The organism is Bradyrhizobium manausense (genome assembly GCF_018131105.1).
Classification (GTDB): domain Bacteria; phylum Pseudomonadota; class Alphaproteobacteria; order Rhizobiales; family Xanthobacteraceae; genus Bradyrhizobium; species Bradyrhizobium manausense_B.
The window spans coordinates 1,413,206-1,435,634 of record NZ_JAFCJI010000001.1; the positions used below are offsets into that span (position 1 = coordinate 1,413,206).

A 22,429-nucleotide genomic window follows, 5' to 3' on the forward strand; every position below is an offset into this window, starting at 1 on the left:
CCAGTATTCCAGAGACGATCGTGATTGACCGAGAGGCCGCGGCGTACTGGGTCGCCCGGTCGAGCCGGGCGACGACAGTGTGCGAAACCGCAAGATCGGTCGAGCGCATCACGGCCATCATCGCCTAACTGCATCCGCCACGGAGGAGGGACGATGACGGCGGCACTGCAAAACTATCAGGCCCGGATGCGGCGCGTGCTGGACCATATCGACCGGCATCTCGACGCTGACCTGGACCTGGACAGTCTGAGCGGCGTTGCGGCGTTCTCGAAATTCCATTTCCACCGGCAGTTCATGGCGACCTTCGGTCTGTCCGTGCATCGCTATGTGCAGCTGGCGCGCATGAAGCGCGCGTCCTACCTGCTGGCTTACACGGATGCGCAGAGCGTGACTGAAATCGCGATGGATGCCGGTTACGACGCACCCGATGCCTTCGCCCGCGCCTTTCGGCAACGGTTTGGGCAATCACCGTCGTCGTTCCGGAAGTCTCCCGATTGGGAGCCGTGGCTTGCGGCCTTCGGGCCCCTCGATAGCGCAAGGAGCAAGCTCATGAAGACGTTTACCGCCGACGACGTGACGATCCGCGACGTGCCCACCACGAAGGTTGCGATCATGGAGCATCGCGGCAGCCCTGCGACGCTCGGCACCACCATCCAGCGGTTCATCGCATGGCGCAAAGCCGCCAATCTGCATCCCAGCACAAGTCCGACCTTCACGGTCTGGCGTTCGGAGCGGCGTCCCGCACGGCCGGCCGATTACAGCATCGATCTTTGTGCCGGGACCGATCAGCCAGTCGAGGCGCACGGCGAAGACATCAAGGCCGGCGAGATATCAGGCGGACGCTGCGCCGTGCTGCGCGTCGTCGGCTTCACGGACAATCTCGAGCCGGCCGCGCTCTACCTCTATCGCGACTGGCTTCCGGCCAGCGGCGAGGAAGCGCGCGACTTCCCGATCTATTGCCAGCGGCTGAGCTTCTTTCCCGACGTGCCGGAGCATGAAACCGTAGCGGAGCTGTTTCTGCCGCTGAAGTAGGCGGGGGCGCAGGGCGGATGACGCCGACCGACTGCACTTCGCGCAGCCGCGGGCTGATCCGCCCTACGGTCTCCCCATCTTCTCGAACCTCTTCACCAGCCGATCCCGCTTCAGCCGCGACAAACGCTGGATCCAGAACACCCCGTCGAGCTGGTCGATCTCGTGCTGATGGCAGACGGCGCGCAAGGCTTCGGACTCCTCGCTCTGCGCGCTGCCGTCGAGATCCTGATAGCTGATCCGCACGCGGGCGTGGCGCTGGACGTCGTCGTTGACGCCGGGCATCGAGACGCTGCCCTCCTTGTGCAGGATCATCTCGGGCGAGGCCCATTCAATCTGCGGATTGACGTAGGTCTGCGGACCCACCTTCGCGTCGAGCTCGAGCACGACGAGCCGCAGGGGCACGCCGATATGCGGCGCCGTGATGCCGATGCCGGGCGCGGCCCGCATCGTCTCCAGCAGATCGGCCGCCAACTCCCGCAGTCCGTCATCGAAGGCGGTGACGGGGCGGGCCGGCATTGCCAGCCGGCGGTCGGGATAGCGGACGATCGGACGAATGGCCATGAAGGGCTCCTACCACTCACGGGGGAGTGAAGCACCCCGTTCTTGACGGCCTACCAACTGGTAGGTAGTTGAAGGCCATGACCAATGTTTCCTCGACCGCCGACGACATCCTGGCCTGCGCCCGCACGCTGATCATCGCGGGCGGCTATAACGGCTTCAGCTACGCAGACGTCGCCGAGATCGTCGGCATCCGCAAGCCGAGCATCCACCACCATTTCGCGAGCAAGGTCGATCTGGTCCGCACGCTCGTCTCGCGCTATCGCGAGGAGGCGGAGGCGGGACTGGCAGCGCTCGAGCGCAACGTCCCTGACCCGCGCGAGCAGCTGAAAAGCTATGTCGGATACTGGGAGGCGTGCATTCGCGACGCGACGGCGCCGTTCTGCGTCTGCGCGCTGCTGGCCAGCGAGCTTCCGATCCTGCCGGAGGAGGTGGCGCTCGAAGTCCGTTCGCATTTCCGCGCACTGGCATCGTGGCTGACGTCGGTGATGGAGCGCGGCAAGCGGAAGGGGCAGCTGAAATTCTCCAGCACGGCACGGGTCGAGGCTGAAGGATTTATGGCGACCATTCACGGCGCGATGCTGTCGGCGCGCGCTTATGGCGATCCCAAAATGTTCGGTGTGATCACCGCGCCGCTGCTGGAGCGGCTGTCCGCCAGGCACTGAGAGATACCGGCAAGACGACAACGACACCTCGCATGCGTGCCGGGTGAACGCTTCCTGATGCGCGTGATGACTACCAACTAGTAGGTAAAGGAATGAAGGCAATGGCTCATCCTCACATGAATCTCGTTCGCGACGATCGCGAGCAATGGCTCAAGCAATACTATTTCCTCCGCGCGGCTTTCTCGGTCGCCTGGGTCGCTGCCGCGTTTGCCGTTGGGTCGAAGTCTCCGGCGATCGCGGGCGCTTTGCTCGTGCTCTATCCGGCATGGGACGCCGCGGCCAATCTCGTCGACGCCATGCGCAGCGGCGGCCTCGCGCGAAATCGCACGCAGGCGCTGAACGTTCTGGTCAGCCTCGTCACCACCGTCGCGGTCATCGTCGCCCTGCAAGCGAGCATGAATTGGGTGCTCGGCGTCTTCGGTGCCTGGGCGATCCTGTCCGGACTGCTCCAACTGGGCACCGCCATCCGGCGCTGGAAAAGTTTTGGCGCGCAATGGGCGATGGTGCTCAGCGGCGGTCAGTCGGCACTCGCCGGCGGCTTCTTCATCGCACAAGCCTTGACGCCCGCGGTGCCGTCGATCGCGAACGTCGCGGGCTATGCGGGGGTCGGCGCGCTCTACTTCCTGGTCTCGGCCGTGTGGCTCACCGTCAGTGATTGGCGCCGGCGTGCCAGGCAGGCCGAGTTGGGCTGACGCGATCATGTGTGCGGGATCGTGACATGATGTTTCAGGTCGCCGGCATCCAAGTGGTTGATCCCGCTGCTGCCGGCTACTGTGCATGGGGTTGTTTTCGATGTTTTGATCAGCTCGATCGAAAAACACACCGATCGATCCGGGGCGAGACCGTCCTGACATCTGCTGCCAGTGCTCGCTGCGGAACCATGCGCCGGCAGCGGTCGCGAACACCCGCGAAATAAAGTAGGGTCGTCTGTCTGCTTTCGCCGTTTCCATTCGTCTTCCACCCAGACAGACCTGACGGGAGACATTCAATGACTGCTTCCAGATATCGCTGGGTGATCGTCGCCGCCGGCGGCTTGCTCGGCTGCGTCGCCATCGGCGGCATGTTTTCACTGCCGGTGTTCCTGCAGCCGATCGCCAAGGACACCGGCTGGTCCGTGACCGGCATCTCCAGCGCGATGACCATCGGCTTTCTCGCGATGGCCTGCACCAGCATGGCCTGGGGCACGCTGACAGACAGGTTCGGTCCGCTGCCGGTGGTGCTGACGGGGTCGATCGTGCTGGCGCTGAGCCTGTTCGCCGCGAGCCACGCCACCTCGCTGATCGCGTTCCAGTTCGTGTTCGGCCTGCTGGTCGGCTCCTCCTGCGCCGCGATCTTCGCGCCGATGATGGCAACCGTGACCGGCTGGTTCGACACTCATCGCAGCCTCGCGGTCTCGCTGGTGTCGGCCGGCATGGGCGTCGCGCCGATGACGATGGCGCCGTTCGCGGCCTGGCTGGCGTCCCATCATGACTGGCGCACCGCGATGCAGATCGTGTCGCTGGTGGTGGCCGTCATCATGATTCCGGTCGCGCTGCTGGTCCGCCGTCCGCCGGCGCTGGCGCATTCGCCGGTCGCGGCGGCAGGTCCGGGCGGCCCGCAATCCGAGCTGACGGTGGGCGAAGCGCTGCGCTCGCCGCAATTCCTGATCCTGATCGCGACCAATTTCTTCTGCTGCGCCACCCATTCCGGCCCGATCATCCACACCGTCAGCTATGCCGTGAGCTGCGGCATTCCGCTGATCGCTGCGGTGACGATCTACAGCGTCGAGGGCCTCGCCGGCCTCGGCGGCCGCATCGCCTTCGGCCTGATGGGCGATCGCTTAGGGGCCAAGCGCGTGCTGGTCGGGGGCTTGCTCGCGCAGGCCTTCGGCGCGCTCGCTTATGTCTTCGCCCATCAGCTCACGACCTTCTACATGGTCGCGACGGTGTTCGGCTTCATCTATGCCGGCACCATGCCGCTCTATGCGGTGATCATCCGCGAGAACTTCCCGCTCAAGATGATGGGCACCGTGATCGGCGGCACGGCGATGGCGGGCAGCCTCGGCATGGCGACCGGCCCGCTTGCCGGCGGCCTGATCTACGACGCGTTCTCGAGCTACGCTTGGCTCTATATCGGCTCCTGGGCGATGGGTCTCGGCGCGTTCCTGATGGCGATGACGTTCCGCCCGTTCCCGAAGCCGCAAAGCCAACCTGCGCCAGCCCCGGTTGCGGCTTGAGAGGAACCTATGCCCGGATCTGTTTTTCGAAGAACAGATCCGGGTACGGATCATCGTTGAAGCGCGGGATCTCGCGCCAGCCGGTGGTGCGGTAGAGCCGGCCTGCCTCCGGCAGCGCGCTGTTGGTATCCAGCCGAAGCAGCGCGACGCCGAGGGTGCGTGCGGCATCTTCCGCGGTGTCCATCAAGCGCTTGCCGAGTCCCAATCCGCGCGCGGAGGGGGCGACCCAGAGCCGCTTGATCTCGGCATAGCCGTGATCGGTGCCCTTCAGGCCGACGCAGCCGATCGGCAGCGTGTCCGACATTGCGACGATGAAGCTGCCGCGCGGGCGGCGCATGTCCTTGGCATCGGGGTCGCGCGACAGCGACACGTCAAACCCCTGTTTGAACCGGCGTCCGAGCTCGGCGTAATATTCCCTCAGGCAATAGCGCGCCTCGTCGCTCCGCGGATCCATCTCGGTGAGCGCGATGCGGTCGCGCGTCAGCGCCGAGGCGATCAGATCCATCGCCGCCAGCAGCGCCTCGGCTTGCGCGTTGCGGGCGAGAAATCCCTCGGCCTGCGTGTTCGACATCGCCTCATAGGCGGCGAATTCGCGCTTGCCGGCGCGCGTCAGGCTGGCCACGCGCCGCCGCGCATCGTCCTCATGCGCATGCGTCTCGATCAGGCCTTCGTCTTCCAGGCTGCGCAACAGCCGGCTCATCAATCCGGAATCGAGGCCGAGGTAGTCGCGGATTTCGCCGACGTCGGAGCGTCCTTGACCGATCGCGTTGAGCACGCGCGCTGCGCCGAGCGGCCGCCCGCGCCCGAGAAAGGAGGTATCGAGCGCACCGACAGCAGAAGTGACGGCCCGGTTGAAGCGACGGACGCGGGAGACGGGATCGAGCATTGTCTGACTTTAGTCAGATACATGTTTGCCGTCAATCGCGGCGTCATCGAACGCTCCGGCCCGCTCTTGCCATCACCGGTCGGCTATGTTGAACAATCGAACCATGGACCGCTTCGAGACCATGCGCCTGTTCGTCCGCCTCGTGGAACGGCGCAGCTTCACCGCGGCTGCGGCCGATCTCGGCCTGCCGCGCTCGACAGCAAGCGAAGTCCTGCGCGGCCTCGAGGCGCATCTCGGCGTGCGCCTGCTCGAACGCACCACGCGGCACGTCACGCCGACGCTGGATGGCGAAGACTATTATCGCCGTTGCGTCGCGATCCTGGCGGAGGTGGAGGAGGCGGAGAGCGCGATGCGCGACGCCCAGCCGCGCGGGCTGTTGCGGTTCGATGCGCATCCGCTGCTGACACGGACGTTCCTTCTGCCAAAACTGCCGGAGTTTATGGCACGCCATCCGCTGATCGAGTTGCAGATCGGGCAGGGCGACCGCCTCGTGGATCTCGTGCGCGAAGGCGTCGACTGCGTCATCCGCTCCGGCCAGCCCGAAGACAGTGGCATGATCCAGCGCCGCCTCGGTACAGTTGCGGAGGTCACGGTGGCGAGCCCGGCCTATCTTGCCAGGCACGGCACGCCCACGTCACTGGATGCGCTCGACGGGCACCAGATGATCGGCTTCGTCTCGTCGCGGACCGGCGATGTGCTGCCGCTTGAATTTTCAGTCAACGGCGCCTTGCGCGAAATCGTGCTGCCGAGCCGGATCAGGGTGAACAATTCCGACACGATGGCGGATCTGGCGCGGCTCGGCTTCGGCCTGGTGCAGGCGCCGCGCTATCGGTTTGCCGACGATCTCGCGAGCGGCGCGCTCGTCGAGGTGCTGCCGAACCATCCGCCGTCGCCGACGCCCTTGTCGGCGCTCTATCCGCAAAACCGTCAGCTCACGCTGCGTCTGCGCGTCTTCCTCGACTGGATCGGGCGCATCTTCGGCGAGACGAGGCTCTAGCCGGATTCGATTTCCTTGCGCGCCTTTCGCGTCAGCTTTGCCACGATCAACGCGTGGGCCTGGGCGATGTAGGCCGTCAGCTCCGCATCCGGCAGCGCGTTGTTGCTCGTGAGCTGTATCCATGTTGCCCGCGCAAGATAGGGCGCAGGCCGCGCCAGGCCGTGCTCGATCAGCATGGCATAGGCCATGTTCGAGACCTTGAACATGTAGCCGCCGGAACTGGCTGTATAGCCACCGCTCAGTGCGAACATCTTGCCGCCGACCTTGAACACGGAGGTGCCCTCCCACTGCACGACCTTGGTGGCGGCGGGCAGGCGCAGGCAGCGGGTTTCGAATGTCTTGGGTGTCATGCGTTTGCGATCGCAAGGTAGCGCGCGGGCGTGCCTTTGTGGCAGCATGCGCCTTCCAGCAAGGGATGACATGCCATGTCGCGCATTTCGATCAAGACCAGAGAAGATCTGCCGGAAGCATTGCGACCCCTGTGGGACAAGATGACGACCTATGGCGCGTTCGAGAACCAGGCCGGTGTGATGGCGCATCGCGCGCCGATCTTCAAGCACATGTGGTCGCTGCTGGTCGATCTCGCCAGCGAAGGCATGATCTCGAAGCGTCATCTGGAGCTGGCGCTGGTCACGGTGTCGCTGCTCAACAAATGCGATTACTGCGTTTCCCACCACGCGCCGAAGCTCGCGGTGCAGGGCGTGTCGGAGGAGGGCGCAGCGCGTCTCGTCGACTACAAGGATCACCCCGAGCTCGATGAGCTCGACAAGCTCGTCGTCGAGTACTCCATCGCCGTGACCAACAACTGGAACAGGACGCGCGACGAAATCTTCGCCCGCCTGCGCGCCCATTTCTCGGAAGCCCAGATTGTCGAGCTGACCTGGCGCATTGCGCTGTGCGGCGCCTTCAACCGCTTCAACGACATTCTCCAGCTCGAGGTCGAGCAGGGCGCCCCCCATAGCGAGGCCGCGGAGTAGCGGTCGGCGGTCGCCGTCCGCGGCCTGCGTCCGATCACAGACCCGTGATTTGCCGCCAAGATATCGAAAAATGTATCGTAAGATACGTTTTAAGAAGGAGACGTACGATATGTTCGGTAAACACCGAGACCACAGAGACTTCCACTTCGGGCATTTCGCTCATTTTGCCATGGGCCGGCACGGCGGGCGGCATCGCTTCGGCCGCGGCGGGCATGGCTTTTTCGGTCGGGGCGGCGACGACTTTCCCGGCGCACGGCGGCTATCCTCGCAGGACCTCCAGCTCGTGATCCTGGCCCTGCTCGCCGACAAGCCGGCGCATGGCTACGAGCTGATCAAGATCATTGAGGAGCGGTCGGAGGGATTTTATACGCCGAGCCCTGGCGTGATCTATCCGGCACTGACCTATCTCGAAGAGGTCGGTCACGCGAGCGTCGCGCAGGACGGGGGCCGCAAGCTCTACAGCATCACGTCGCAGGGCGAGGCCAATCTCGCCGAGCAGCGCGGTATCGCGGATGCGATCCTGCAGGCGTTGTCGCGCATCGGGCGTCGCATGGACGAGGTGCGCGAGGCCTTTGCCGGCGTCAGCGATCTCGATGCCGATGCCTCCGATGAACTGCATCGCGCCCGCCACAATCTCAAGCGCGCGCTGCGGTCCAAGCACGGCAGCGACTCCGCCGAGGCCCGTCGCATCGCCGGCATCCTGGAGCGTGCCGCCGCGGAAATCATCGGCACGTGAGGCAGGCATGACGTGAGCGATCGGCCGCACAGGCCGATTCAAGATCCGCGTGTCAACGCCGCGGTACAATCCCTTGCGTTGCCCGTCGGGCAAAGCACCCAACCATCAGGTCAAGCCGCACGCTCGAAAATATTCTACTTTACCGAAATTCGGAAACGACGTATGTGTCGCGCAACCCGGCCCATGGAAGAGGGGCGTATCGCGATCGTCACGACGCGGGCCGGACCGCGGTGGACGCGGGTCACATCGGCGCGACGGGTTTTGCAGGGCGGGCAACCGTGAGCGAAGGCCTCGCGCATACGACCGGTGTGATTGCGTACGGCAAAATCGTGTGGTCCTGGCGCCCGGAGCCTGTGCGCCAAGGCTCGTGGTGATGTGCGATGTCCAACCGGGCGCACACATCAGTCATCTGCGAGACGACGGGGGCAATAGTGCATCGCTCCCCGGGGAGATCACGACATAAGCCGTCAACCCACTGCGCAGGGAAGGCCGGATGTCCTGGCTTCACCTGTATGCCGCTGTGCAGCCTCTTGTAGCGCAACCTTCGCACAGTGGACCGCGGGTGCCAGCCGGCACCCGGTCTTCCCTGCGCCCTCTTTCATCTGAGGGTGACGCGACGGAGCAAAGCTCGGGCGCCATGAGCCGCGAGGATGATGATCTATGTCTGACGCTGAAAAAAGGTCTCGTGCCCCGGACGCTGCGCAGCCGCGTAAGAACGCTGCAGCGCGTCCGGGACAAGAGAGGGCTTGCTAAACCGGCTTCCCCGTATACGGCATCGACGCCGTGAGACCGCCATCGACCGGGAACGCCTGGCCATTCACATACGACGCTTCATCGCTGGCCAGGAACAACCCCATCGCGGCAAGTTCATGCGGCTGGCCGGGACGCTTCAGCGGATTGAGCTGGCCGATCTTGTCGGCCGTGCCGCGCTCCTTGGCGCGGTCGAAAATCGGCTTGGTCATGCCTGTTTCGATCAGGCCCGGGCATACCGCGTTGATGCGCACGCCGGTGCCGGTGAGCGAATAGGCGGTGGTCTGCACCAGCGAGATCACGCCGGCCTTGCTCGCCGCGTAGGGATGTCCGCTGGCGCCGGCCTTGAGGCCCGCGACCGATGCGGTGAGCACGATCGCGCCGGATTGCTGCTTCACCATATGCGGCATCGCGTGCTTCACCGCGAGGAACGGTCCGATCAGATTGACGCGCAGCACTTCCTGCCACTGGTCCACGGTCTGCTCGCCGAGCGGAACGAGGCCGCCGGAAACGCCGGCATTGGCCCAGATCACGTCGAGCCGTCCATGCGTCGTCACGGCTTTGTCGATGACGGCCATGACGTCCTTCTCGGAGCCGGCATCGGCAATCATCGCCTCCGCGACACCGCCGGCCTTCTTCACCTCGTCGACGGTTTCCTTCACCGCCTCGGTGCGATCAACGGCGATCAGCTTGGCGCCTTCCCTGGTGAACAGCAGCGCGGCGGCGCGGCCGATGCCGCTGCCGGCGCCGGTGATGATGACGGATTTGCCTTGCAGACGGCCCATGCGTTTCTCCCTTCGGTGAGCGCGCGACGCTTGCCGCGCGACGGAATTTCAAACAGAATTTCAAACGGCAAAGTGTCTTGAGACACGTTCACACCTGACGTACAGCGACATCACACGGGATGGAAGGGCTTCAATGGCGACCGCAGACAAGCCGAATGTGATCACGACACGCTGGTGGTGGGTGCGTCATGCGCCGGTGCGCAATGACGGCGGCAACATCTACGGGCAGAGCGATCTCGCCTGCGACACCAGCGACACCTACGTCTTCAACGCTGTTGCCAAGGTGCTGCCACGCAAGGCGGTCTGGTATTCGAGCAATCTGATGCGCACCCATCAGACCGCGGATGCGATCTGGGCGGCGGGTTACCCGAAGCCTGCATCGATGAAACGGGAAGCGGATCTCGCCGAACAGAATCTCGGGACATGGCAGGGCATGAACCGCGCCGCGTTCATCGCGAGCCGTCCGGTTGGCTCGAGCTGGTTTGCCGACATCAACGAGCCCGCGCCCGGCGGCGAAAGTTTTATGGACCTCTATATCAGGACGCGCCGGACCATCGAACGGATCAACAATGAGTCAGGCGGTCAGGACATCATCGCGGTTGCCCATGGCGGCACCATCAAGGCCGCGATCGGTCTCGCGCTCGACGGCCAGGTGGAGCGGGCGCTGTCATTCGACATCGACAATGTCTCGATCACGCGGCTCGATTATTTCGCGAGCCCCGGGCGCAGCGTCTGGCGGCTGCCGATGGTGAACCAGCAGCCGTGGATCGCCGATGATGCGCATGCCGAGATGCATCAGCCGGCGGGACCGGAAGTCAAGAAACTCGCCTAACGCCGTTGTCCGCTCGCGCGGTCGCTGCATAAGCGTCAAGCCAGTCACATCATACTTGGGAGAGAAGCATGACCTTGTTCGACATGAAGGGCAAAGTTGCCGTCATCACGGGATCAACACGCGGCATCGGTCTCGCAATCGCCGAGCGCATGGCCGAGCACGGCGCCAAGGTCGTGATCTCCTCGCGCAAGGCTGACGTCTGCGACGACGTCGCCAAGGGTATCAACGACAAGTTCGGCAAGGGCACCGCGGTCGCGATCGCCGCCAACATCTCCTCGAAGGAGAATCTGCAGAACCTCGTCGACGAGAGCAACCGCGCCTTCGGCAAGATCGACGTGCTGGTCTGCAACGCCGCCTCGAACCCGTATTACGGTCCGCTCGCCGGGATCTCCGATGATCAGTTCAGGAAGATTCTCGACAACAACATCGTCGCCAACAACTGGCTGATTTCGATGGTGGTGCCGCAGATGATCGAGCGCAAGGACGGCTCGGTGATCATCGTGTCCTCGATCGGCGGCCTGAAGGGCTCGACCATCCTCGGCGCCTACGCGATCTCCAAGGCTGCCGACATGCAACTCGCGCGCAATCTCGCCTGCGAATACGGCAAGCACAACATCCGCGTGAACTGCATCGCGCCCGGCCTGATCAAGACCGATTTTGCCAAGGCGCTGTGGGACAATCCGGAGAACCTGAAGGCCTCGACCGCGCGTTCGCCGCTCTTGCGTATCGGCATCCCCGACGAGATCGCGGGCGCCGCCGTGTTCCTGGGATCAGCGGCCGGCGACTTCATGACCGGCCAGACCATGGTGATCGACGGCGGCGCGACGATCAGTTGAGGCGTTGCTCTCGTGTCCCGGACGCGGTGCGGCACGAAGTGCCGCTCCGCAGAGCCGGGACCCAGAAAGCCAAGAGCGATATCGTTGAGACATGGGCCCCGGCTCAGCGGCGCACCGCTGCGCGCTGCATCGCATCCGGGGCACGAGAGCGGAGATCAATCCACCGCCGCGTAAACCAGATCGCGCACCAGCGTCCGCGTAAAATCGCGTTGTCCCGGGCCCTGGGTCATGAACACCGCGAACAGATCCTCCTTCGGATCGATCCAGAAGAACGTGCCGGCGATGCCGCTCCAGAAATAAGTGCCGACGCTGCCGGGGAAGGGCGCGATGCCGGCCTCGCGGCGGACGGCGAAGCCGAGACCGAAGCCGTGGCCGGGCGAGAGCAGTGTGCCGTTGGTGACAACGTGCGGGCCGAGATGGTCTGACGCCATCAGCTCCAGCGTCTTGCGGCCGATGATCCTGTTGCCGTCGAGCGTGCCGCCGTTGCGCAGCATCAGCGCGAAGCGGGCGTAGTCCATCGTGGTCGACACGAGCCCGCCGCCGCCCGATTCCATCACCGGCTGCTCGAGCATGTTGAACAGCGCGACCTTGTCGCCGGTCCAGGGATCGGCGTCGAACGGCTGGGCGAGCCTGTTGGCATTGGCCTCCGAGGTGGAGAAGGCGGTCTCGGTCATCTGCAGCGGCGCGAGGATGCGCTCGGCGAGGAACGTGCCGAGCGATTTGCCGCTGACGACCTCGATGATGCGGCCGAGGATGTCTGTGGAGCGGCTGTAATTGAACTGGTCGCCGGGGTGGCAGACGAGGGGGAAGCTCGCCACCAGCGCGGCGTGCTCGGCATTGCTGATCTTGCGGCTGCGGACGCGGGATTCCTGGTAGAGCTTGTGCACGGGGCCGTCGCCCTGGTGCTCGTAGGTCAGGCCCGAGGTGTGGCGGAGCAGGTCCTGCACCGTCATCGCCCGCTTCGGAGCAACCAGTTCCAGCTTGCCGCCGCTGACCACGCCGACTTTCTGGTCGGCGAACTCCGGAATGAATTTGGCGACGGGATCGCCGAGCAGCAGATGGCCGTCCTCGACCAGCGCCATGATGCCGATCGAAACGATCGGCTTGGTCATCGAGAAGACCCGGAAGATCGAATCAAGCGCCATGGCCGGACCCGCCGGGCTTTGCTTGCCGAGCGCCTCGAACCAGCCGACCTGGCCGCGGCGGGCCACCAGCACGGTCACCCCGGGAACGGTTCCCTTGTCGATCTCGCGCTTGAACGCATCCGACATGGCCTGGAGGCGGGGCCGCGACAGGCCCAGCGTTTCCGGCTTGGCCTCGGGCAAAGGCGGGGTTTTCGGCGCGGTCGAGGGGCGGGCGGCGGCTGTGGCAGTCATGGGCACTCCCGGTTGTTCTTGATTATCGGGAACGGAGAGTGGCCCAGAAGCCGCTGCACAAACAAGCGAAGCCAGCGCGCTTCACCCTTGCAATCCGTCCTTGCAATCCGGCCGTCCCCTGTGCTTGAAAGCGCCCCTGATCCGCGTGGCGACGCGAGGGTCCGTAGGAGTGTAGCTCAATTGGTAGAGCACCGGTCTCCAAAACCGGGGGTCGCAGGTTCGAGCCCTGCCACTCCTGCCAGCTAATCCCGAAATTCAGGATCGACAGGCAGGACGGCGACGAGCCGAAGCTCGGAGCGCGGTTCATGGCGGCTAGGTAAGCCCTTGATCCGCATCAGGTCCGCGAGTTGGCCCCGCGCGCATTCCGCTCCGGCCACACCTTGACCTTTGGCCCCATCCGCAGTAGACACCGCCCACTCGCAGCCGGCCCGTTGAGATGCGGATATCCGGCGCGGCTTTGAAATCCCCCGAACATCAGAGCCCGGCTTTCCGGCTCATCCTTCGAGACAGAGGGCTGGGCCACAGGCGGCTGTTCGGATCCCTGAAATCCTTATTGGCGTCTCAAACGATGGCAGTCAGCCCGTTCAAGTTCTTGCAGGAAGTGCGCTCGGAGACCGCCAAGGTCACCTGGCCGACCCGTCGTGAGACCACGATCACCACCATCATGGTGTTTGTGATGGTCGCCCTGGCCTCGATCTTCTTCTTCGCCGCCGACCAGATCATCCGCTACCTCATCACCTTCCTTTTGGGCATTCACTGATGGCAACGGCAACGGCTCAACTGTCCGACAAGCGCTGGTACATCGTCCACGCCTATTCCAACTTCGAGAAGAAGGTCGCCGAATCGATCCGCGAGCAGGCCAAGCAGCGCGGGCTCGAGGAGCTGTTCGAGCTGGTGCTGGTTCCGACCGAGAAGGTCACGGAAGTGCGCCGCGGCCGCAAGATCGACGCCGAGCGCAAGTTCTTCCCGGGCTACGTGCTGGTGAAGATGAAGCTGACCGACGAGGCGTTTCATCTGATCAAGAATACGCCGAAGGTCACGGGCTTCCTCGGCGCCGAGAACAAGCCGATGCCGATCTCGGAATCCGAGGCCATGCGCATCCTGCACCAGGTGCAGGAGGGCGTGGAACGGCCGAAGGCGTCGGTGTCGTTCGAGATCGGCGAGAACGTGCGCGTGGCCGATGGCCCGTTCGCTTCGTTCTCGGGTGTCGTCGAGGAAATCGACGAGGCGCGCTCGCGCGTGAAGGTCGCGGTGTCGATCTTCGGTCGCGCAACGCCGGTGGAACTGGAATTCGGTCAGGTCGAGAAGGTCTGACCGGGTAGTGCGGGAAGCCGAGAGGCTTTTCGCGAAGAGAGGCCGTGGGAGGGAGAGGGCGGTTGCCAGCCGCATCCGACCCAGACCACGAACCTGAAACCGCCGGCAATCGCCGGCACAACAGGAGTCATAGATGGCAAAGAAAGTGACCGGATACCTGAAGCTTCAGGTCCCGGCCGGTGCGGCGAACCCTTCGCCCCCGATCGGTCCCGCGCTCGGTCAGCGCGGTCTCAACATCATGGAGTTCTGCAAGGCGTTCAACGCGCAGACCCAGAAGGAAGAGAAGAACACCCCGATTCCCGTCGTGATCACGATCTACGCCGATCGTTCGTTCACGTTCGAGATGAAGACCCCTCCGATGTCCTTCTTCCTCAAGCAGGCTGCCAAGATCCAGTCCGGCTCGAAGGCGCCGGGCCGCGACAAGGCCGGCAAGGTGACCAAGGCGCAAGTGCGCGAGATCGCCGAGAAGAAGATGAAGGATCTCAATTGCGATACCATCGAATCGGCCATGAAGATGGTCGAGGGCTCTGCCCGTTCGATGGGTCTGGAAGTTGCGGGGTAAGCGGCTATGGCAATCGGAAAGCGTTTGAACAAAGCCCGCGAAGGTGTTGACCGCGAAAAGCTCTACCCGCTCGCGGACGCCATCAAGATGGTCAAGGAACGCGCGAAAGCGAAGTTCGACGAGACCATCGAGGTCGCGATCAATCTCGGCGTCGATCCCCGTCACGCCGACCAGATGGTCCGTGGCGTCGTGACCCTGCCGAACGGCACCGGCCGTACGCTCCGCGTCGGCGTGTTCGCCCGCGGCGCCAAGGCTGACGAAGCCAAGGCTGCTGGTGCCGACGTCGTCGGTGCCGAAGACCTCGTCGAGAAGGTGCAGAACGGCGCGATCGATTTCGATCGTTGTATTGCCACCCCCGACATGATGCCGCTGGTCGGCCGTCTCGGTAAGGTGCTCGGCCCGCGCGGCCTGATGCCGAACCCGAAGATCGGCACCGTGACCATGGACGTCACCGGTGCGGTGAAGGGTGCCAAGGGCGGCTCGGTCGAGTTCCGCGTCGAGAAGGCCGGCATTCTGCAGGCCGGCGTTGGCAAGGCCTCGTTCTCCGAGGAGAAGCTGGTCGAGAACATCAAGGCGCTCGCCGATGCTGTCTCGAAGGCGAAGCCGGCTGGCTCCAAGGGCACCTACATCCAGCGCGTGGCTGTGTCCTCGACGATGGGCCCTGGCGTGAAGGTCGAGCCGGGCACCATCCTCGGCTGAGTCTGGAAATTTGCATGAGGCGAGGGGCGGAATTGGGCAACCGGTTCCGCCCCTCGTCGTTTGTGGGCGGCACTCACCGGAAACAACAAAAATGGCTGACAAGGTCCTGATCTACTCGCGCTTTCCCAAGACGATGTTGGCGCGCTTCGCCGAGCGCTTCGAACTGCTCGACACCGGTGGCAAGCCTGCACGGGAGGTGTTTTCGGCCGACGAACTCGGCGGCATTCGCGCGCTGCTGACCGCGGGCGGCTCGCCGCTCGGGGCTGAGGCGATGGACCTGTTTCCGAAACTCGGCGCGATCGTCTGCTACGGCACCGGCTATGATGGCGTCGACCTGAGGGCGGCAGCCAGCCGCAACATCGCTGTCGGCCACAGCCCGGGCGCCAACGCGGCCTCGGTGGCCGATATTGCGATGACGCTGATGCTGGCGACGACGCGGCGGATCCTGGTCGCAGACCAATATGTCCGCAGCGGCGACTGGGCGGCGTCAAGGCAATCGCCGATGATGCGCCCGCAGGCCGGCATGCCCGGCCGCCGTATCGGCATCTACGGGATGGGCGAGATCGGCCGCAAGATCGCGGCGCGCTGCGCCGCCTTCGAGGCCGAGGTCGGCTATTTCAGCCGCAGCAAGTACGATCTGCCCTATCAATATTTCCCGACGCTGGAGGCGTTGGCCGACTGGTGCGGCGTGCTGATGATCGCGGTCCGGGCAGGGGCCGATACCGAGCACGTCGTCGACGCCGGTATCCTGAAGCGTCTCGGCGCGGACGGCTATGTCGTCAACATCTCTCGCGGCTCGGTCATCGACCAGAAGGCCCTGGTCGCGGCGCTGACCGACAAGACCATCGCCGGTGCTGGCCTCGACGTCTTCGAGAAGGAACCGCACACCCCCGACGCGCTGACGGCGCTGCCGAACGTGGTGTTCGCCCCGCATATCGGCGGCCACACCCTCGAATCGCACGTCGCCATGCAGAACTGCGTGCTCGCGAACCTGACTGCATTGTTCGAGGGCAGGCCGCTGCCTTACGGGGTCAAATCGGCCTGAATCGGCCCTTGTCAGGCCGCGTCAAGCGAGTTGGGCAACGGATTGGAACTGGTGCGAATTTTGCTCTTGGCAATCAGACGGAGAGCGGTTAAAGAACCGCTTCCGGACGTGCCGGCCTTGGCTGGCGCGTTCGTGCACGCATTCCGAAAACCCGACACGCAGGAGATCATTCCTTTTCAGGACGTCCGCAAGGATTTGCCCGAAAAGGAAGGAAAATCCATCGGCCGGTGGGATGCGGGCAGAGGTCAGGCGGTTCGCCGACTGGCCTTGTCCTGTCCAAGACTGCAGGCGCCCGCGGGAAGTTTCGATTTCTCAACGGCTTAATCGCATGGCCTGCATAGACGGGTGAAGACCGGATTTCTCTTCGCATTCCACCTTAACGGTGGTCGCGGAAAGAAGTTTGGTTCGGACCTCGACACGCCGTGGGCTCTAACGGGCTCCCGGAGGGCAGGCTTTGAATTGTCGTCTCGCCCGGCGCGTGTCCGATGGGTTTTGGCCCTGAGGTTCAGGTTTTGGGTGGGGCGATGGGTGCAACCCGGCGGTCCCGCTTTCGCGAAGACCGCCAACCGGAAAGAGCTTGCTGTGGAACGAGCGGCAAAAAAAGACGCGGTCGAACAGCTCAATGGGGTCTTCAAGACCACGAGCGTCGCGATCGTTGCTCAATATTCCGGCCTGACCGTTGCCCAGATGCAGAAGCTGCGCATGCAGATGAAGCAGGCTGGCGCCTCGGTGAAGGTCTCGAAGAACCGTCTCGCCAAAATTGCTCTTGAAGGCACTGACGTCGTTGCCATCGGCCCCATGCTGAAGGGACCGACCGTGATCGCCACTTCGAACGATCCGGTAGCGGCGCCAAAGGTCGCCGTCGAATTCGCCAAGGCGAACGAAAAGTTCGTCATCATTGGCGGCTCGATGGGAAAGACCGTCCTGAATGTCGACAACGTGAAGGCGCTTGCCTCGCTGCCGTCGCTTGATGAACTGCGCGGCAAGATCGTCGGCCTGCTTGTGGCCCCGGCGACCAAGCTTGCTCAGCTCGCCAACGCGCCCGCGGGCAAGCTCGCGCGCGTCATCCAGGCTCATGCCTCAAAGGGCGAAGCGGCCTGACGCCCTTCGCAAAACTCAAACCCGAACCAGACTTACACTTAAGGAAACTGAACAATGGCTGACTTGCAGAAGATCGTTGACGACCTCTCGAGCCTCACCGTGCTCGAGGCTGCCGAACTCGCGAAGCTCCTCGAAGAGAAGTGGGGCGTTTCGGCTGCCGCGGCTGTTGCCGTGGCCGGCCCGGCTGGTGGTGGCGCTGCTGCCGCTCCGGCGGAAGAGAAGACCGAGTTCACGGTCGTTCTGGCCGCCTCTGGCGACAAGAAGATCGAGGTCATCAAGGAAGTCCGCGCCATCACGGGCCTTGGCCTGAAGGAAGCAAAGGACCTCGTCGAGGGCGCGCCGAAGCCTGTCAAGGAAGGCGTGAACAAGGAAGAGGCCGACAAGATCAAGGCGCAGCTCGAGAAGGCTGGCGCCAAGGTCGAGCTCAAGTAAGCAACGCTTACGGGCGGGTTCCCGGGCCGAGGCCCGGGAACCCGGTCCGCCCTCCAAAGGGCGGTCGGATGCAAAAGGCGTGCGACGGATCGTCCCGACGCAAGCCAGACACGAAAATGTGTGGGGATTGGAGGGCTTACCCCTCGAATCTGCACTATTGTCGCCCCATATCGGGTCGGCAGCACGAAAGCGCGGTGGGCAGGGATGCCGGATTTCCCTGTAAGCCGTTGGGAGAGCAGGCTATTTCGGGCTTTTGCAGTCCGTGAAGACAATCGTTGTGACGGGCGGGCGCGCGCTAGCGCCCCGCGCGTCGTTTTGCGTTTTGAAGGTCTGAAGAACAGATTCAGGACATTCTCGCCTGAAACTGAGTCTCCGGCCCCCAAAGCGGGTTCGAAAAATTCAACCCGGGGAGCGGTGGCAGCCGCGTTCCGGACGGTTCGCCCAGAGCGGGCGGCGAAAATGAGAGGCCACGATGGCGCAGCAGACATTCACCGGTCGCAAACGCGTTCGCAAGTTCTTCGGACACATCAAGGAAGTCGCAGAGATGCCGAACCTCATCGAGGTTCAGAAGGCGTCCTATGACCAGTTCCTGATGGTCGACGAACCCGCGGGCGGGCGTCTCGACGAGGGCCTCCAGGCCGTGTTCCGCTCCGTGTTCCCGATCTCGGATTTCTCGGGCACCTCGATGCTGGAATTCGTCCGCTACGAGTTCGAGCAGCCGAAATATGACGTCGACGAGTGCCGCCAGCGCGGCATGACCTTTGCGGCACCCCTCAAGGTGACGCTGCGCCTCATCGTATTCGATATCGATGAAGAAACCGGCGCAAAGTCGGTCAAGGACATCAAGGAGCAGGACGTCTACATGGGCGACATCCCGCTCATGACGATGAACGGCACCTTCATCGTGAACGGCACCGAGCGCGTCATCGTCTCGCAGATGCACCGTTCGCCGGGCGTGTTCTTCGACCACGACAAGGGCAAGACCCATTCGTCGGGCAAGCTGCTGTTCGCTGCCCGCGTGATCCCGTATCGCGGCTCCTGGCTCGACATCGAGTTCGACGCCAAGGACATCGTCTATGCGCGTATCGATCGTCGCCGCAAGCTTCCGGTGACGTCGCTGATGTTCGCTCTCGGCCTCGACGGCGAGGCGATCCTGTCCACGTTCTACAAGAAGATCCTCTACAAGCGGACCAAGGAAGGCTGGCGCGTTCCGTTCGACGCCAACCGTTTCCGCGGCTACTCGACCATCAACGACCTGATCGACGCCGACACCGGCAAGGTCGTGCTCGAGGCCGGCAAGAAGCTCACCGTTCGCGCCGCCCGCCAGCTCCAGGAGAAGGGGCTCAAGGCGCTGCGCTTGTCGGATGAGGAACTCGTCGGCAACTATCTCGCCGAGGACCTCGTCAACCCGAAGACCGGCGAGATCCATGCCGAAGCCGGTGAGGAACTCACCGACAAGTCGATGAAGGCACTCAACGAGCACGGCTACAAGGAGTTGCCGCTGCTCGACATCGACCACGTCAATGTCGGCGCCTACATCCGCAACACGCTCTCGGCCGACAAGAACATGACGCGTGAAGACGCGTTGTTCGATATCTACCGCGTGATGCGTCCGGGCGAGCCGCCGACGCTGGATTCGGCGCAGGCGATGTTCCAGTCGCTGTTCTTCGACGCCGAGCGTTACGACCTCTCCGCGGTCGGCCGCGTCAAGATGAACATGCGCCTCGACCTCGATGCGCCCGACACCCAGCGCACGCTGCGCAAGGAAGACATCCTCTGCGTCATCAAGACGCTGGTGGACCTGCGCGACGGCAAGGGCGAGATCGACGACATCGACCATCTCGGCAACCGCCGTGTGCGCTCGGTCGGCGAGCTCATGGAGAACCAGTACCGCATCGGCCTCCTGCGCATGGAGCGCGCGATCAAGGAGCGCATGTCCTCGGTCGACATCGACACGGTCATGCCGCAGGACCTGATCAACGCGAAGCCGGCGGCCGCCGCCGTGCGTGAGTTCTTCGGCTCCTCGCAGCTCTCGCAGTTCATGGACCAGACCAACCCGCTCAGCGAGATCACCCACAAGCGCCGTCTCTCGGCGCTTGGACCGGGCGGTCTGACCCGCGAGCGCGCCGGCTTCGAAGTGCGCGACGTGCATCCGACGCACTACGGCCGCATCTGCCCGATCGAGACGCCGGAAGGTCCGAACATCGGTCTGATCAACTCGCTCGCCACCTTCGCGCGCGTGAACAAGTACGGCTTCGTCGAGACGCCGTACCGCAAGGTCAAGGACGGTCGCGTCACCGACGAGGTCGTGTACCTCTCGGCGATGGAGGAGGGCCGCTATTCGGTCGCTCAGGCCAACGTGCCGGTCGACGCCAAGGGCCGCTTCACCGAAGACCTCGTGGTCTGCCGCGCCAGCGGTACCCGCGATGTCGTGCCGATGACGCCCGACAAGGTCGACTACATGGACGTGTCGCCGAAGCAGCTCGTTTCGGTCGCCGCGGCGCTGATCCCGTTCCTCGAGAACGACGACGCCAACCGCGCGCTGATGGGCTCGAACATGCAGCGCCAGGCGGTGCCGCTGGTTCGCGCCGAGGCGCCGTTCGTCGGCACCGGCATGGAAGGCGTGGTTGCGCGTGACTCGGGTGCTGCGATCGCGGCGCGCCGTTCGGGCGTGATCGACCAGATCGACGCGACCCGCGTCGTGATCCGCGCGACGGAAGATCTCGATCCGACCAAGTCGGGCGTCGATATCTACCGTCTGATGAAGTACCAGCGCTCGAACCAGTCGACCTGCATCAACCAGCGTCCGCTGGTGAAGGTCGGCGACATCGTCAAGAAGGGCGACATCATCGCTGACGGTCCCTCGACCGATCTCGGCGAGCTCGCGCTCGGCCGCAACGTGCTCGTCGCGTTCATGCCGTGGAACGGCTACAACTTCGAAGACTCGATCCTGCTCTCCGAGCGGATCGTGAAGGAAGACGTCTTCACCTCGATCCACATCGAGGAGTTCGAGGTGATGGCCCGCGACACCAAGCTGGGGCCTGAGGAAATCACCCGCGACATTCCGAACGTTTCGGAAGAAGCGCTGAAGAACCTCGACGAAGCCGGCATCGTCTACATCGGTGCGGAAGTGCGCGCCGGCGACATCCTGGTCGGCAAGATCACGCCGAAGGGCGAAAGCCCGATGACGCCGGAAGAAAAGCTCCTGCGCGCCATCTTCGGCGAAAAGGCCTCCGACGTTCGCGACACCTCGCTGCGCGTTCCTCCGGGCGTACAGGGCACGATCGTGGAAGTCCGCGTGTTCAACCGCCACGGCGTCGACAAGGACGAGCGTGCGCTGGCGATCGAGCGGGAAGAGATCGAGCGTCTGGCCAAGGACCGCGACGACGAGCAGGCGATCCTGGACCGCAACGTCTACAACCGTCTTGCCGAGCTCCTCGAGGGGCGGCAGGGCATTGCCGGTCCGAAGGGCTTCAAGAAGGACACCAAGATCACCCGTGCGGTGCTCGAGGAGTATCCGAAGTCGCAGTGGTGGCTGTTCGCTTCGCCGAACGACAAGCTGATGGCCGAGATCGAGGCCATGCGGAAGCAGTACGACGAGTCGAAGAAGGGGCTCGAGCAGCGCTTCCTCGACAAGGTCGAGAAGCTTCAGCGCGGTGACGAATTGCCGCCCGGCGTGATGAAGATGGTCAAGGTCTTCGTCGCGGTGAAGCGCAAGATCCAGCCCGGCGACAAGATGGCCGGCCGTCACGGCAACAAGGGCGTGGTGTCGAAGATCGTGCCGATCGAGGACATGCCGTTCCTCGAAGACGGTACGCATGCCGACATCGTGCTCAATCCGCTGGGCGTGCCCTCGCGCATGAACGTCGGACAGATCCTCGAGACGCATCTCGGCTGGGCCTGCGCCGGCCTCGGCAAGCGTATCGGCCAGACGGTCGATGCCTATTTGTCGAAGCAGGACATCAAGCCGCTGAAGGAAACCTTGAAGAAGGTCTATGGCGAGGACGAGACGATCAAGACGCTCAACGACAACGAGCTGCTTGAACTCGGCCACAATCTGAGCCGCGGCGTGCCGATCGCGACGCCGGTGTTCGATGGTGCCAAGGAGACCGACATCGAGGAGATGCTGAAGCTTGCCGGTCTGGACGCTTCGGGCCAGTCGACCGTCTATGACGGCCGCACGGGCGACGCCTTCGATCGCAAGGTGACGGTGGGCTACATCTACATGCTCAAGCTGCACCATCTCGTGGACGACAAGATCCACGCGCGTTCGATCGGTCCGTACTCGCTCGTCACCCAGCAGCCGCTGGGCGGCAAGGCGCAGTTCGGCGGCCAGCGCTTCGGCGAAATGGAAGTGTGGGCGCTCGAAGCTTACGGCGCGGCCTACACGCTCCAGGAGATGCTGACGGTGAAGTCGGACGACGTCGCCGGCCGTACCAAGGTGTACGAGGCGATCGTGCGTGGCGACGACACTTTCGAGGCCGGCATTCCGGAATCGTTCAACGTGCTGGTCAAGGAAATGCGCTCGCTCGGCCTCAACGTCGACCTGCACAATTCCAAGGTGGGACCGGCGTCGACGTCGGAAGCAGCCGAGTAACACGACCTTTCATGCCCGGCCTTCGCGGCCGGGC

The 22,429-nt window shown here is 64.0% G+C and carries 22 protein-coding genes and 1 tRNA gene; 18 read left to right on the forward strand and 5 right to left on the reverse strand.

Going from position 1 to position 22,429, the window contains the following annotated elements:
• The first annotated feature begins 153 nt into the window (after nt 1-153).
• Nucleotides 154-1,032, forward strand: coding sequence for an AraC family transcriptional regulator (locus tag JQ631_RS06455; RefSeq protein WP_212324902.1), 879 nt, complete (start codon nt 154-156; stop codon nt 1,030-1,032).
• Nucleotides 1,033-1,095: 63 nt separating this feature from the next.
• On the opposite strand, the gene JQ631_RS06460 is transcribed toward JQ631_RS06455, so the two are convergent.
• The gene (locus JQ631_RS06460) at nt 1,096-1,593 is read right to left on the reverse strand and encodes a peptide deformylase (protein ID WP_212324904.1); all 498 of its coding nucleotides are present in this window, start codon (nt 1,591-1,593) and stop codon (nt 1,096-1,098) included.
• 77 nt (nt 1,594-1,670) lie between these two features.
• On the opposite strand from JQ631_RS06460, the gene JQ631_RS06465 reads away from it, so the two are divergent.
• The 3 genes from JQ631_RS06465 (at nt 1,671) to JQ631_RS06475 (ending at nt 4,470) form a co-directional block, all read left to right on the forward strand.
• Nucleotides 1,671-2,255, forward strand: coding sequence for a TetR/AcrR family transcriptional regulator (locus tag JQ631_RS06465; protein ID WP_212324906.1), 585 nt, complete (start codon nt 1,671-1,673; stop codon nt 2,253-2,255).
• Nucleotides 2,256-2,356: 101 nt separating this feature from the next.
• Nucleotides 2,357-2,947, forward strand: coding sequence for a DUF308 domain-containing protein (locus JQ631_RS06470; protein ID WP_212324908.1), 591 nt, complete (start codon nt 2,357-2,359; stop codon nt 2,945-2,947).
• 296 nt (nt 2,948-3,243) lie between these two features.
• The gene (locus tag JQ631_RS06475; RefSeq protein ID WP_212324910.1) at nt 3,244-4,470 is read left to right on the forward strand and encodes an MFS transporter; all 1,227 of its coding nucleotides are present in this window, start codon (nt 3,244-3,246) and stop codon (nt 4,468-4,470) included.
• Nucleotides 4,471-4,477: 7 nt separating this feature from the next.
• Here the strand turns inward: JQ631_RS06475 and JQ631_RS06480 are convergent, their stop codons facing one another.
• Nucleotides 4,478-5,356 carry a bifunctional helix-turn-helix transcriptional regulator/GNAT family N-acetyltransferase gene (locus JQ631_RS06480; RefSeq protein ID WP_212324911.1) on the reverse strand — a complete coding sequence of 293 codons (879 nt, stop codon included), beginning with the start codon at nt 5,354-5,356 and terminating at the stop codon, nt 4,478-4,480.
• 103 nt (nt 5,357-5,459) lie between these two features.
• On the opposite strand from JQ631_RS06480, the gene JQ631_RS06485 reads away from it, so the two are divergent.
• Nucleotides 5,460-6,353 carry a LysR family transcriptional regulator gene (locus JQ631_RS06485; protein ID WP_212324912.1) on the forward strand — a complete coding sequence of 298 codons (894 nt, stop codon included), beginning with the start codon at nt 5,460-5,462 and terminating at the stop codon, nt 6,351-6,353.
• Here JQ631_RS06485 and JQ631_RS06490 read toward each other — a convergent pair.
• Entirely contained in the window at nt 6,350-6,703 is a 354-nt protein-coding gene (locus JQ631_RS06490) for an MmcQ/YjbR family DNA-binding protein (RefSeq protein ID WP_212324913.1), read from the reverse strand. The two genes, JQ631_RS06485 and JQ631_RS06490, sit on opposite strands and share 4 nt — an antisense overlap.
• Nucleotides 6,704-6,778: 75 nt before the next feature.
• On the opposite strand from JQ631_RS06490, the gene JQ631_RS06495 reads away from it, so the two are divergent.
• Together JQ631_RS06495 and JQ631_RS06500 are read left to right on the forward strand one after the other, a co-directional pair.
• The gene (locus JQ631_RS06495; protein ID WP_212324914.1) at nt 6,779-7,330 is read left to right on the forward strand and encodes a carboxymuconolactone decarboxylase family protein; all 552 of its coding nucleotides are present in this window, start codon (nt 6,779-6,781) and stop codon (nt 7,328-7,330) included.
• A gap of 109 nt (nt 7,331-7,439) precedes the next feature.
• A complete protein-coding gene (locus tag JQ631_RS06500) occupies nt 7,440-8,066 on the forward strand; it encodes a PadR family transcriptional regulator (protein ID WP_212324915.1) in 627 nt (208 codons plus the stop codon).
• A 749-nt stretch (nt 8,067-8,815) separates the two neighbouring features.
• On the opposite strand, the gene JQ631_RS06505 is transcribed toward JQ631_RS06500, so the two are convergent.
• The gene (locus JQ631_RS06505; protein WP_212324916.1) at nt 8,816-9,601 is read right to left on the reverse strand and encodes an SDR family NAD(P)-dependent oxidoreductase; all 786 of its coding nucleotides are present in this window, start codon (nt 9,599-9,601) and stop codon (nt 8,816-8,818) included.
• A 133-nt stretch (nt 9,602-9,734) separates the two neighbouring features.
• On the opposite strand from JQ631_RS06505, the gene JQ631_RS06510 reads away from it, so the two are divergent.
• Together JQ631_RS06510 and JQ631_RS06515 are read left to right on the forward strand one after the other, a co-directional pair.
• Nucleotides 9,735-10,433, forward strand: coding sequence for a histidine phosphatase family protein (locus JQ631_RS06510; RefSeq protein ID WP_212324917.1), 699 nt, complete (start codon nt 9,735-9,737; stop codon nt 10,431-10,433).
• Nucleotides 10,434-10,501: 68 nt separating this feature from the next.
• Nucleotides 10,502-11,269, forward strand: coding sequence for an SDR family NAD(P)-dependent oxidoreductase (locus JQ631_RS06515; protein WP_212324918.1), 768 nt, complete (start codon nt 10,502-10,504; stop codon nt 11,267-11,269).
• Between the two features lie 155 nt (nt 11,270-11,424).
• Here JQ631_RS06515 and JQ631_RS06520 read toward each other — a convergent pair whose 3' ends face one another.
• The gene (locus JQ631_RS06520) at nt 11,425-12,645 is read right to left on the reverse strand and encodes a serine hydrolase domain-containing protein (RefSeq protein WP_212324919.1); all 1,221 of its coding nucleotides are present in this window, start codon (nt 12,643-12,645) and stop codon (nt 11,425-11,427) included.
• Between the two features lie 165 nt (nt 12,646-12,810).
• Between JQ631_RS06520 and JQ631_RS06525 the strand changes: the two genes are divergently transcribed.
• The 9 genes from JQ631_RS06525 (at nt 12,811) to rpoB (ending at nt 22,395) form a co-directional block, all read left to right on the forward strand.
• Nucleotides 12,811-12,886, forward strand: a tRNA-Trp gene (locus tag JQ631_RS06525).
• Between the two features lie 327 nt (nt 12,887-13,213).
• Complete coding sequence (secE, locus tag JQ631_RS06530) at nt 13,214-13,405, forward strand: preprotein translocase subunit SecE (protein ID WP_092294122.1); 192 nt, start codon at nt 13,214-13,216, stop codon at nt 13,403-13,405.
• Nucleotides 13,405-13,959, forward strand: coding sequence for a transcription termination/antitermination protein NusG (gene nusG, locus JQ631_RS06535; protein WP_008136441.1), 555 nt, complete (start codon nt 13,405-13,407; stop codon nt 13,957-13,959). The genes secE and nusG overlap by 1 nt, the downstream gene beginning before the upstream one ends.
• Nucleotides 13,960-14,092: 133 nt before the next feature.
• Nucleotides 14,093-14,521, forward strand: a complete 429-nt coding sequence (gene rplK, locus JQ631_RS06540; protein ID WP_008136439.1) for a 50S ribosomal protein L11 — start codon at nt 14,093-14,095, stop codon at nt 14,519-14,521.
• A 6-nt stretch (nt 14,522-14,527) separates the two neighbouring features.
• Nucleotides 14,528-15,220: a 50S ribosomal protein L1 gene (rplA, locus tag JQ631_RS06545; protein WP_063682741.1), complete on the forward strand. Its 693-nt coding sequence runs from the start codon at nt 14,528-14,530 to the stop codon at nt 15,218-15,220.
• 91 nt (nt 15,221-15,311) lie between these two features.
• Nucleotides 15,312-16,265, forward strand: coding sequence for a 2-hydroxyacid dehydrogenase (locus JQ631_RS06550; protein WP_212324920.1), 954 nt, complete (start codon nt 15,312-15,314; stop codon nt 16,263-16,265).
• A gap of 582 nt (nt 16,266-16,847) precedes the next feature.
• Nucleotides 16,848-17,366, forward strand: a complete 519-nt coding sequence (rplJ, locus tag JQ631_RS06555; protein ID WP_212328517.1) for a 50S ribosomal protein L10 — start codon at nt 16,848-16,850, stop codon at nt 17,364-17,366.
• 54 nt (nt 17,367-17,420) lie between these two features.
• A complete protein-coding gene (gene rplL / locus JQ631_RS06560; protein ID WP_212324921.1) occupies nt 17,421-17,798 on the forward strand; it encodes a 50S ribosomal protein L7/L12 in 378 nt (125 codons plus the stop codon).
• Between the two features lie 472 nt (nt 17,799-18,270).
• Complete coding sequence (rpoB, locus tag JQ631_RS06565) at nt 18,271-22,395, forward strand: DNA-directed RNA polymerase subunit beta (protein ID WP_212324922.1); 4,125 nt, start codon at nt 18,271-18,273, stop codon at nt 22,393-22,395.
• Nucleotides 22,396-22,429: the final 34 nt, after the last annotated feature.